The sequence below is a fragment of the Nostoc sp. genome (assembly GCF_036917455.1).
In the GTDB taxonomy this organism is placed as follows: domain Bacteria; phylum Cyanobacteriota; class Cyanobacteriia; order Cyanobacteriales; family Nostocaceae; genus Nostoc.
The window spans coordinates 68,886-81,661 of record NZ_JBALDK010000130.1; the positions used below are offsets into that span (position 1 = coordinate 68,886).

7 protein-coding genes and 1 CRISPR repeat array are annotated in these 12,776 nt (G+C 42.0%); of the genes, 2 read left to right on the plus strand and 5 right to left on the minus strand.

The features are described 5' to 3' along the window. Nucleotides 1-469 precede the first annotated feature (469 nt). Nucleotides 470-1,085: direct repeats of the CRISPR family, unit length 37 nt; unit sequence ATCGCAATCAACTAAAATCCCTATTAGGGATTGAAAC. A 151-nt stretch (nucleotides 1,086-1,236) separates the two neighbouring features. The 4 genes from V7K42_RS13775 to V7K42_RS13790 form a co-directional block, all read right to left on the minus strand. Beyond that, nucleotides 1,237-2,148 carry a M23 family metallopeptidase gene (locus tag V7K42_RS13775; RefSeq protein ID WP_334917000.1) on the minus strand — a complete coding sequence of 304 codons (912 nt, stop codon included), beginning with the start codon at nucleotides 2,146-2,148 and terminating at the stop codon, nucleotides 1,237-1,239. Between the two features lie 545 nt (nucleotides 2,149-2,693). After that, nucleotides 2,694-3,131, minus strand: a complete 438-nt coding sequence (locus tag V7K42_RS13780; protein ID WP_334917002.1) for a DUF6918 family protein — start codon at nucleotides 3,129-3,131, stop codon at nucleotides 2,694-2,696. A 315-nt stretch (nucleotides 3,132-3,446) separates the two neighbouring features. Continuing rightward, complete coding sequence (locus V7K42_RS13785; RefSeq protein WP_334917004.1) at nucleotides 3,447-6,788, minus strand: efflux RND transporter permease subunit; 3,342 nt, start codon at nucleotides 6,786-6,788, stop codon at nucleotides 3,447-3,449. A 208-nt stretch (nucleotides 6,789-6,996) separates the two neighbouring features. Further along, on the minus strand, nucleotides 6,997-8,655 hold the full coding sequence (locus V7K42_RS13790) for a mechanosensitive ion channel family protein (protein WP_334917006.1): 1,659 nt from the start codon (nucleotides 8,653-8,655) through the stop codon (nucleotides 6,997-6,999). Between the two features lie 392 nt (nucleotides 8,656-9,047). On the opposite strand from V7K42_RS13790, the gene ahcY reads away from it, so the two are divergent. Continuing rightward, nucleotides 9,048-10,325 (plus strand): adenosylhomocysteinase, encoded by a 1,278-nt coding sequence (gene ahcY, locus V7K42_RS13795; RefSeq protein ID WP_334917008.1) that lies wholly within the window; start codon nucleotides 9,048-9,050, stop codon nucleotides 10,323-10,325. Nucleotides 10,326-10,710: 385 nt separating this feature from the next. Here ahcY and V7K42_RS13800 read toward each other — a convergent pair whose 3' ends face one another. After that, a complete protein-coding gene (locus tag V7K42_RS13800; RefSeq protein WP_334917009.1) occupies nucleotides 10,711-11,979 on the minus strand; it encodes a bifunctional sterol desaturase/short chain dehydrogenase in 1,269 nt (422 codons plus the stop codon). A gap of 263 nt (nucleotides 11,980-12,242) precedes the next feature. Here V7K42_RS13800 and V7K42_RS13805 point away from each other — a divergent pair, with 263 nt between their 5' ends. Continuing rightward, nucleotides 12,243-12,494, plus strand: coding sequence for a hypothetical protein (locus V7K42_RS13805; protein ID WP_334917011.1), 252 nt, complete (start codon nucleotides 12,243-12,245; stop codon nucleotides 12,492-12,494). The last annotated feature ends 282 nt before the right edge of the window (nucleotides 12,495-12,776 follow it).

The window sequence follows — 12,776 nt, forward strand, 5'->3', positions numbered from 1 at the left end:
TTTTGGCTAGAAATAAAAGAAAGTCTATAGTGGGAGCATCCCAAATGTGCAAGTTTAATTTACATACGGAATTTTGACTTACCTTGGAGGATAAAAAACGAACCTCAAAGGACACAAGGGAAAGAGGATTTAAAAGTGTTTTTGCGTCAGTTCCGTATATTTTTGCCAAATTGGGATGCTCCCATCTGTAGTAAGCTCATAGATCGTAAACCGCTTTGCAATCAGACTAGTTTTTTTGCCAAGTGCGCGAATGGGTAGTTGTTGGTGAAAAGGTTACTATAAAAATGTCTGAATTGTCGTGTATACAAGAACTTGACGGCTGTAGAATCTTAAGCCATCCGCGCACCTTATATAGACTGACTTTCAGCTATTTTTGTCTGGCACAATTGCCACTCTTCATGTTATGATTTTCCTATTCGCGCTATTGAACCTTGAAAACCAAATAACAGAAGGCTTCCAGATGCCAGCGATCGCAATCAACTAAAATCCCTATTAGGGATTGAAACATTGAGATGCATGGCGTTTCATTTTGGATCGATCAATCGCAATCAACTAAAATCCCTATTAGGGATTGAAACGCGCTATTTCCTGTACTTCATTGATGGTCAATTCATCGCAATCAACTAAAATCCCTATTAGGGATTGAAACGGGAACTGCAACCAGTCCCGACGATGAAAAAGACATAACATCGCAATCAACTAAAATCCCTATTAGGGATTGAAACATCCTCACCTCAGTTTGAGATATTAGCATTTAAGATCGCAATCAACTAAAATCCCTATTAGGGATTGAAACATCATGACTTGGTTTACTTCAATCGTTGGATTGAAAGATCGCAATCAACTAAAATCCCTATTAGGGATTGAAACTCTAACTGAGTATGGTTAGAAATTTCAATTAATAATCGCAATCAACTAAAATCCCTATTAGGGATTGAAACAGGCATTTTGAGAAACATTGGCAGGAATGTATCCATCGCAATCAACTAAAATCCCTATTAGGGATTGAAACTTAGTAATGTGTGATGCCGTTGTTGTGTGGCATGAGATCGCAATCAACTAAAATCCCTATTAGGGATTGAAACAGCAGGGTGATTGATTTAGTGAAGGAAAACGATAAATCGCAATCAACTAAAAATCCCTATTAGGGATTGAAACCGGTATGTAATTCTGAAATCTATCACCGCAACATCGCAATCAACTAAAATCCCTATTAACGAATCTTAGATGCTAACTTTATGGCGATTTAGTTAAAGTATAAAATCTATCAGAACGCATCTGAGTGCCATTTCGCCAAACTTCCACTTTTTCAGGACTGACTAGATAATAAAAACTACCATTATCTGCTCGATATTTGCCTTGACCAATATTTAAAGCTGCAATTTTTATCGGCTTGCTTGGGTCTTGCTTCAACTGCCCAATATAAAAGAACTGACCATTTTCTTCACATACTTTTACACGAATATTTGCAGTCTCACCCTCAATGATGATAACTCCATTACACTGAATATTATTAATAGGTGCAAAAGCTATTGGAATTAGCTGTGAAGGTGAAGCTTGCTTTGCTACTAGGGGTGTCGAGACTGGGTGGTTAGGGTTATCAACTTGTTGAACTTTAGAAGCAGGAAAAACACTTGCAGTTAAGGATGTCAACAGACGAAGGGGATCAACTGCTATTTGACCATTTGGATGAACCTCAAAATGGAGATGAGGTGCTGTACTATTGCCCGTAGATCCCATCTCAGCAATAATTTGACCTTGAATAACCTGTTGACCCTTGCTCACCAACAAACGGCGATTGTGACCATAGATAGTAATACTGCCATCAAGATGTTTAATAGTTATGGCATTGCCTAATCCCCAATTATCCCAACCTGCTTTTACAACCCTACCCGATGCAGCAGCAAGAATCGGAGTTCCAGATGCCCCTGCAATATCAATTCCTTCATGTTGATATTTGCGAAAGCCTTGAGAAATAAACCCTTGGGTTGGCCAGATCAGATTAGAAGCAGGGATAGGAGTATGCTGTATTGGAGAATCACTTGCTAACTGTGTTAGGGCAGATGTAGTTGTATTTAATACAACGGTTAAGGATATTAACCCAATTAATCCATAAGTGCGGTATCGATAAACAGTAATTTTTTTCATAAATTGCAAGCTTATTAAAACAATAATTCAGATAGTTTCTGATTATTTGCTGTTTCAAGCTAACTCAGAAAATATCAGGACGTTTAGCAGATATAGCATCTTTAAAATCGAGATCCTCACCAAACACCTTGGTACTACAAGTACAATATTTGCCCCGTATGCCAGCCATCGGCGCACCGAATGGCAGCATACGTTTATCAATCGCTAGAGAACAAGGGTTTAAGACTCCCAATGTTGCGTCAGCTTCCTTCTTACTTTAAGAGGGGCGGTCACTGAGCTTACAGAAGTGTCAAATCTTATAAGATTATCGAAACAGAATTCAGGAGTCAGAATTCATTCTGAATTCTGTACGACTGGCGGATGAATAAGCGGAATTGTTGCAGGTCTGAATCCCTGACTAATAGCGCAGCGTTAGCTCATCGTGGAGCGTCTTGATTCTGACCGGAGGCGGAGCGTCTCCGGCTCCGCTCCTGTTAGCGGATAGCTAAGATTTAGCCCATTCTGGCGTATCTGTTTTCTTCTTCAAATTACTCCTACCTTCTGCCTTAAATCTTAGTGTAATTATCGATTACTTTGGCTAAATCTGGCACTGCTTCTTCCACGTGTTTTTTAGCTGAACCGCGAAATTTTTCGTAGGTTCCTCGCACAATTTGGCGTTTGGCGTTCTTGACCCTAGCATCAGTGACACTCAGTAGGGCATCTGCTGTATGAGAGCGATTTTTACTCAGGTGTCCAATCGGATCGCCTTTCTCTACGCCTTCACTCCAAATGGGATCGAGTGCCGTGAAGCACTGCGGCAGGATCTGCTCAACTACGTAGGGGATATACCCTGGCTTGACTCCCTTCAGGGCGGCGAAGGCAGTTTTCAAAGCAATACCACTCATACCTGACTTGGATGCCAGTTGTACTTCTATCATGTTGCAACATTCATCTATGACCATAGCCTTTTTGGTCGGGTTTGAAAGTCCTTCGCTAAGTCCCATTTCACTTTTCCTTATCTAAGTACTTAATTTCTATTCGACTAACTTTTTTAGTAAGCAGGAAATTACAGAAAATGGTATCAAAGTTGGAGGATGTTATGAACATCACGCTCTCACTACTTAAGTAGGACTTACGCAAAAGTTAACGCACTAGGGGCAATTTATGAATTGCTCTAAGAAAAAATTTTTCTTTTTGGCTATTGTTTGCGTAAGTCTTATTAAGGCTTCACCCATAATGTAATCCGCTTAGATTCAGGCCAGTACTCTTTGTCAAAGCCATTTTCTAGCGGGTTTCGGGGAAAGGGTGAATGATAAAATTTAGGTTATCCCATCTTGCTGAGACCTGAGTTGTGTCTCTGGCAGACTTGAACCAGAAGGTAAAACCCTATGTTCAGATGCCGAAGTTCCATCTGGAGAATCTGGAGGCTTTGAACCACGCGATCGCTTCCGAGAAAATATAGCCTGAGCCAACGTCTTGACTAAGATGTACAAAATTGGCACTAGGAACAAACTCAAGAATGTCGCAAGCATCAGCCCCCCAAAAAGCGCTGTTCCTAAAGACCAACGGCTGCTGGCTCCAGCCCCCTGAGAGATCACCAAGGGCAAAAACCCTAACAAGGCGGCAAAGGAAGTCATTAAGATAGGTCGCAGACGTTCTTCCCCTGCTTTTACAGCCGCCCGCGTGTAGCTCATGCCTTGCTCGTGCAACTGATTGGCAAATTCCACGACTAAAATCGCGTTCTTTGCGGCTAAACCAATCAAAGTTACTAAACCTACTTGGCAATAGATGTCATCTACAACTTTCGGGAAGAGGCTATCTGCCATGAAAATATTGGAACGTAGCCAAATCGCGGTCATCGCTCCCAAAACTGCTAGGGGAACTGTCAGCAAAATAATGATCGGGTCAACGTAGCTTTCATACTGAGCCGATAGCACCAGAAAGACAATAACGATCGCTAAGGCAAAAATCAAGCCCGTAGATCCCCCTGATGTCTTTTCCTGGAGATAAGTCCCTGTCCACTCGTAACCAAAACCTTGAGGTAAGACCTCTGCTGCTACTTCCTCCATCGCTTTAATCGCTTCTCCCGAACTAGAACCGGGAGCAGGAGCGCCCTGGACTTTGATTGACCGATACAAGTTGTAATGGGAGATGGTTTTCGGCCCTACAAAGGGAGTAACTGTCACCAAATTACTCAATGGAATCATTGCCCCACTTGCAGAGCGAACATACAGCTTGCCAATATCATCTGGATTAGAACGGAAAATTCCATCCGCTTGCACATATACCCGATACTGTCGCTGTCCCTGCACAAAGTCATTCACATATTGCGATCCTAAGTAACTTTGCAATGTCCCAAAGATGTCGTTGAGTTCGACATTTAGAGCTTTCGCTTGGTTACGGTTCACTTGGATGTCAAACTGAGGAGTATCGGCGGTGAACTGAGTGAAGACTCTTTGTAAAACAGGCTTTTTATTTGCCGCCGCAATGAATTTTTGAGCAGTATCAACCAGGGTTTGAATTGGCGCACTTCCAGTTTTGTCTTGAATGATAAACTCAAAACCACCCGTACTACTTAACCCTCTAACCGGAGGAGCATTCACAGCGATCGCTCTGGCTTCTGTAATTGCAGAGAGCTTTTGGTTCAACCTCTGAAGTATTCCATAGACGGACTCAGATTCTTTAGTTCTCTCTTTCCAGGGTTTCAGGTTCGCAAAAGCAATGCCTAAATTAGAAGCATTGCCATCGAAACCAAAGCCACTGATCATAAAACTAGCTCTAACTTCGGGAGCCGATGTTACTTCTTTGACAACCTTGTTCATTACAGATTCGGTATATTTCAAAGAAACCCCATCAGGGCCCTGGACAACGACAAAGAAGTAACCTTGATCTTCCTCTGGAATAAATCCGGTAGGTACTGCTTTGTACATCAAAACCGTTGCGACTAAACCAGTAATAAAAACCCCAATTACAATCGGTTTAATATGGGTGAGGTAGCTAACAAACCTGACATATCGGCGTGTGAACCAGCTAAATCCCCGATTAAACTGCGTAAAAAACCACCCCAAAGGGCCCCGTGGAGTCTGAGCCGGGCGCATGAGGATGGCTGCCATACTTGGGGAGAATGTTAAAGCATTGAAGGTCGAAATGGCAATGGAGCAAGCAACGGTTAACGCAAATTGTTTGTAAACAATCCCAGTAGTGCCTGGAATAAATGCAACTGGAATAAATACCGCCATGAGTACAAGTGAAGTGGCAATAATTGCCCCAGTCAACTCTTTCATGGCTTCGACAGCTGCCTCAAAGGGTCTCATACCCTGCTCTAGTTTGACTGCAACTGCCTCCACTACAATAATGGCATCATCAACAACAATACCGATCGCAAGAACGAAACCAAATAAGGTCAGTGTATTAATTTGAAATCCTAAAACCAACAGAGCCGCACACGTCCCAATCAGGGAAACGGGGATCGCAACAGTAGGAATGATCGTGGTACGCCAGTCTTGCAAAAAGACGAAAATTACCAAGACCACTAGGACAATTGCCTCAACCAGAGTATGTAAAACTTCTTCTAAAGAAATTTCTACAAACGGAGTGGTATCAAATGCCAGCTGTGCTTTGAGTCCAGGGGGAAAACTCTTCTCTAATATTTTGATCTGCTCTTCAACAGCATGAGCAACGTTGAGGGCATTACTACCCGGAAGTTGATATATCCCCAAACCCACGGCTGCTTTGGGAGCATTTCCGGGGATGGTGAATTTGGCATCAGCCAGATAGCTCTCTGCACCTAGTTCAACTCTACCGATATCTCTAAGCTTAACTAGAGTGCTATTAGTGATGCTATTAGTAGTGTTATTAGTGGTGTTCTTAGTGGTGCTATTAGTCCCACCTTGACTCACCTTCAGCACCATATCCTCAAATTCAGCCGCATCTTTAAATCGACTCGTTGCCCGTAAAGCAAATTCAAAGCTTTGATTATCTGGTGCTGGTTCCTTACCAATGGCCCCTGCACCCACCTGAATATTTTGTTCTTGCAGGGCAGTTGTCACATCTTGAGGAGTTAGTTGATGTTGGGCAAGCTTGTTGGGATCGAGCCAAAGACGCATGGCATATTTGCGCTCCCCAAAAACCCTGGCACTTCCTACACCAGGAAGGCGTTTGATCTGATCAAAAATATACAGATCGACATAGTTACTGATAAAAATGTTGTCATACTCATTATTATCTGAGTAAAACCCATAGACCAGAAGGAGACTGCTCGATGCCGTTTCAACGGTGACACCTGTTCGTTGAACAGTATCTGGCAGTTGAGGTTCAGCAAGTGCTTGTTTATTTTGAACGTTTACTTGAGCAATATCGCTATTGACATTAGTTGGGAAGGAGACAGTTATATTGCTAGAACCATCATTACCCGTATTAGAAGATATATAAGATACATCTTTAACACCATTAATCTGTCGCTCAATAATGTTGGTGACAGTATTTTCTGTTGTTTGAGCATCCGCACCAGTATTGTTAGAGCTAACGGTGATTTGCACCGGAGCGAGGTCTGGTAGCTGAGAAATGGGAAGGATCGGAATACAGATGCTTCCCAGCAGCAAGATAATGAACGTACAGACCGTAGTTAGGACTGGACGTTTGATGAAGGTATTGACAAACATAAATCCAGGAACAGTTTAATACTGGTTATGGACAGAGTAGCTTGTTATTAATATAAGAATTTATTAAGGTTTAGTGTTGGCGATCGCACAAAATTTTAGATCCTGGGTATGGGTTATTCTCCTTTTTTCCCTAGTTTGGAGCATAATCCCCCCTTAAAAAAGGGAGGATCGAGGTTTCATTCAGGTTTTAAATGCGTAAGTCCTATTTCTAATGAGATTTGCCGTTACCCTGAAAATTTAACGACTGCTCGTCATTTACCCAAATCGCTTGTTGAGGTACAGAAATGGAAATTCCGGCTTGGTCTAGGGCAACTTTCAGGCGGCGGCGAAACTCCCGTGCTACATCCCATTGCTTAAGAGGTTGTGTTTTAATCCAGACACGAATAATCAAACCGCGATCGCCAAATTGATCTATTCCCAAAACTTGCGGCGGTTCCAAAATTTGAGACTGCCATTGCATTTCTTGATTCATCTTATCGCCAATAGTTGCAATCAGCTTCAAAGCCTCTTCTGTATCAGCTTGGTAGGCGATGGGAATTGTTAAATCGGCTCGTGACCAACGACTAGAAAGATTGGCAACAACTTTAATTTCACCATTGGGAATTGTGATCAAGCGCCCTTCTGAATCCCGCACTTGAGTCATCCGCAGATTTAGATTTTCTACTAAGCCTCCCACATTTCCCACATTAATCACATCGCCTAAAGCGTATTGGTCTTCTAAAATAATCAGAAAACCGTTAATCGCATCTTTAATTAAGTTTTGCGAGGCTAAAGATAATGCAACACCAACTAAACTAGCACCCGCTAGCAAGGGAACAATATCTATCCCCAAGGATACCAACGCTAGCAAGAAACCTACTCCTACCCAGATAGCAGTAGTGATACTTTTAGTCACACCAGAAAATGTGGAAACTCGCAGTTGCAGCCGTGCAGAACTTTCTGGGGTCAGGAAAGCACTACTGCTGATCAGAGTGGAGGCGAAGCGGTCAATTAGGGCGTATGTCAAACGGATTGCTACATAGATTCCCAAGCATACGACACCTAATCGCAAAGGGAATTGGAAAGCATTAAGAATTCCTACCTGAAACCCTCGTGTATAGGGAAATAGACCCAAAATAAAAAAGCTTCCACCTCCCCAAATCGCTGCTTGACTTAGCTGAAATAATCGTCTTTTGACTTCTTGAAGATGCTTCTTTTGCTGTTGATTCAGTTGTGTTGTAATTGGTTGATTTGCTGCTGGTGAAATTGGGGAGTTTAGCAGCTCTTTGGGGGGTTGGGAGGCGATAGGATTGACTGAATCTGAATCCTTTTGGGAACGTCGCTGCCAGCCATATAGACCCAAACTCATAATCACCATTACTACTCCAGTACCCGTAGCAATTTTACCTTGGTCGATTAAAGATTGAGTTTGTCTTTCTAGCTTTGCTTGTTGCAAGTCTTCTTGTAACGATTCAGCGACTTGATTTGCCGATGTCGATATATCTACTTGTCGCAGTCCAGCATCCTCCGAAGTAACGGTCATCAGATATTGGTCATTGACATAAATTACTGGTAATTCGTTGACTTTCCGAACTTCTACCTTGATTGCTGTTTTTGCTGGTGACTGAAAGTAATTTTGACCAATTTTCTCCAACTTCTTTTGAATATCTTCTGAACGTTCAGGAAAGTTGGTTTTTGATGCCGCTATTTGAAATAACCGACGACCATCTAAATAAATCCAGCCCGAAACAACTCTGTTATCTGAATCATTGCTCACACTGCTGGGAGCTTGCAATTGCGGTAAAAAAGGAATCTGGGCTGTGGCTTTTGGCACAGATACAACGCCTATGGCTACTGAACTGGCGATCGCCAAAAATTGAACACGCACTTAAACACCTCCTTAAATCAAATCTACTGGTGACTACTTCTATAACTATCCTCCGCAATAACTTTGGGTAGATGTACCTATCTAAAGTTGAGGTTTTCCCTTTAGACGATGAAATTTTGATGTTTTTTTTGTTGTCATCTATCTTTAGACAGGTGACAAGGTATTTACAATCAGCGTGTAAGGCTGATAAGAGTCTTGCTCTTACCAAAGATAAAACAAAAAGGAAGAACCTGGAGAGAAAGTTGACATTCCACCGATCAAACGTCAAGCTAGTTTTGAGGGCTATTAACTAGTGATTTGCTTTCATCCAAGCAAAAATCGCCAGTAGTAGAATAACCTAGTAGAGTGCGTAAATTTTACGTACCTTTTTTAATTTTTTGAGGTAACTTTTGATGACCGCAACTTCTCCCCGATTAAAGCACGAGGTTAAAGACCTCGGCCTAGCTGCCTTGGGTAGACAGCGCATTGAATGGGCTGGACGCGAAATGCCAGTTTTGAAGCAAATCCGCGATCGCTTTGCGATCGAAAAGCCATTCGCTGGTTTACGCCTTGTAGCTTGCGCCCACATTACAACAGAAACAGCACACTTGGCGATCGCATTGAAAGCCGGTGGTGCAGACGCGCTTTTAATTGCTAGCAACCCTTTATCAACCCAAGATGACGTAGCAGCTAGCCTCGTCGCCGATCATGAAATTCCCGTCTTTGCTCAAAAAGGCGAAGATAACGCAACTTATAACCGCCACGTTCAAATAGCTTTAGATCATCGCCCCAACATTATTGTTGATGACGGTAGCGATGTGGTTGCAACTTTAGTACAAGAACGCCAACACCAAATCGCTGATTTGATTGGTAGCACTGAAGAAACCACAACCGGTATTGTGCGGTTACGCGCCATGTTTAGAGAAGGCGTTCTCACCTTCCCCGCAGTCAACGTCAACGACGCTGATACCAAACACTTCTTTGATAATCGCTATGGTACTGGGCAATCAACCCTAGATGGCATTATCCGCGCCACAAATATTTTGTTGGCTGGGAAGAACGTTGTTGTCGTCGGTTATGGCTGGTGTGGTAAAGGTACAGCCCTCCGCGCCCGTGGGATGGGTGCTAACGTCATCGTCACCGAAATCGACCCCATCAAGGCAATCGAAGCCGTAATGGATGGCTTCCGCGTTCTGCCAATGGCTAAAGCTGCACCTGAAGGTGATATCTTTATCACTGTGACTGGTAACAAGCACGTCGTTCGTGGCGAACACTTCGATGTCATGAAAGACGGTGCGATCGTTTGTAACTCCGGTCACTTTGACTTAGAACTTGATTTGAAATACTTAGCTGCACAAGCTAAAGAAGTCAAAGAAGTTCGTCCTTTCACTGAAGAATATAAATTGAAAAATGGTAAATCAGTTGTCGTTCTCGGACAAGGACGCTTGATTAACCTAGCTGCGGCTGAAGGACACCCCAGCGCGGTAATGGATATGAGTTTTGCGAACCAAGCTTTGGCTTGTGAATTCCTCGTGAAAAATAAAGGTAAGTTGCAACCTGGTTTGCACTCAATTCCAGTTGAAGTCGATCAAGAAATTGCTCGGTTGAAGTTACAGGCTATTGGTATCACAATTGATAGCTTAACAGCAGATCAAATTGAGTACATCAACTCTTGGACAAGTGGAACTTGATACATTGATTAATTGATTTTTTGGGGATAGGCAAAAAGCTTATCCCTTTTTTTTGTATGGGAGATATAAATTCTCAGTAGAGAGTAGAATTAAAACATTTTCGTTCTGTCTATTTCAATTAAAAATTTATCTATTGTAATATAAATTTACCCCTATGCCAGCTAGAGACATTTACCATAATGCCGTTAGAAATGCCCTAGAAAAAGATATAGTTGGCAAATCACCAAAGATCCATTTATTCTCAAATGAGGTACAAGAGATTTATATATAGACTTAGGTGCAGAAAAACTCATAAGCGATCGCCTGCGGCGGGCTACGCCTACGCAAACTACACCCACTCAGGGGCAATTCATAAACTGCCCCTACCTGAAAATAAGGGTTTCGGCTATTGTTTACCTAAATCCTGTTCGCTTTTCGCTGTCCGGCTGAAGACTCGATAGTATAGCGACGCAGTAGTTTCCTTTAAGGGAAACAGCAGATAGGTAAGAGGATTTATTGCCACAATAATATTTCGGAAGTCTCGCCGAGCGAAAAACACGATTGCACGAGCAACTTGCTGTGCAGACATCACACCATAGGGATTAAGTTGACTCTTAAATGGGCCAAGAATTAACTTGCGAATTACACAATCCCCGTCCAAACGCTTGAGGGTAACAATATCTCCTAGCGCTCTTTTGCTGAGTTCATAAAGCGGACTCAGCGCTGGAGACACCTCAGCCTCCGAAGTGTTTACCCAGACTTCCTTGGTTGCTTTTGCTTGTGGCCCTGTTACAGTTGTCAAAAATATATCCATCAGCCGTAATGCTGAAAAAGTGTTCACCTCATAAGAGGAGTTGATAGCCTCTGGTGTACGGCTGGCGTAGACATTGATTCCGTGGTTGATAATTAAAATATCTACTTTTTCTAAACTATTCCTCAGTTCGGCTTCATTACCCAACTGCCAGGGAACTACCTTCACCCCAACTTGCTCTACTAATTTTTCTGGATTAGTGGTTAATGCGACAACTTTAGCATTATTCTTGACAAGTTCAGCCGCCAGCGCTTGCCCTAACGCTCCTGATGCTCCGGTTAAAGCGATGGTTTTCCCCTTGAGAGACAGTCCTGTTCCAAGAATTTTATCCACCAGAGGAAACACACCACTGTAATAAGCGTTGACATCATCAAAATGATGCCGCCAATGGTAAGACCGATTCACCCACCAAATCGAGGGAATTGTTTCTAAAGGGCCGGGTAGGTGGTTGAAATCTGTATCAATTTTTCCCTGGAAATATCGCACAGACGCGCCATACAAAAAGGTGCAACCATAAGCTACTCCCAGCCAGAACCCCATCTGTTGAACAATCAAGGCAATTACCACCAATACCACCAGCAGTAGACTCGACTCCAAAATATCGTGATAGAGTTGGGATTCTTGGTAAATTTTCGGGGAAACTATCGATAAATCGCGGCGATAGGCCATGTGATGCTTGTTATGCCATTTAGCAAGCCAGTTGACTTGGTGACACAAGGCATGGTAACTGTCTCTCAAGACCTCAGCAAGCAAAAGTGAAAAAAGTCCCCAGCTAACAAACTGCAAGCTGGCATTTAGCCAAACCCAATTAGTTTGTAATCCTGCCTCAATTCCCATCAAGTTTTCAGCTAATATTTCTATCATGTTTGTCTCTACTCGTTTTTCTTAATCATTCTTCATGATCTGATAAAGGTGTCTTAAGGTCGAGTCTAGAGCATCATATAGCCAGCTTCAATGTGGGTAAAGTGTTTGCTCAATTGCTGATGTGCTTTTGGTAAGGTGTGAAACGGAATTGATGCGGATAAATGAAGCTCTACATTAAATGCCATATTCCGTATGAAAAATCGTACAGAGCAGAATGATCATAACTACAATCTTAAAACTGAAATTCTTGGTATTTAAACAGCATGACAGATATAAAAGATTTATCAAAAATAATTGCCAGTAAAAGCGATAATCCACTCATTATGTCAACTGAAAATTTGCATTCAGAAGAAGACATAGAACTTGAGCGAAAATTACGGGAACTCAAGTTTAAACAGGAACTAAGAAAAGATTGGATTTTATTTATTGTCAGGGATGTAGTAATTTTTCCTGCCTCCATCCTTTTTATTTTTGCTGCCAGTGGTTATTCACTCTTTATTCATATTCATGGGTAACTACAATTTTTAATCAACCGCAGAGACGCAGAGTACACAGAGAATAGAATTCACATAAATTTAGAATTATTGAAAATTATTTCTCTTATCTCCGCGTTCTCTGTGCCTCTGTAGTTATTTAAAAAATCTTACTAATTATCTATATCAGTGCAATTGCGTAACTAATTTTACAGACGACGAAGCCAAGTTCCTACAAGTAGACTCATCTTTATATCCATACAAAGTTTGCTGGATATAAAGTAAGTACTTAATGGAAATAATCTAAAAATATGGGGTTTTTAA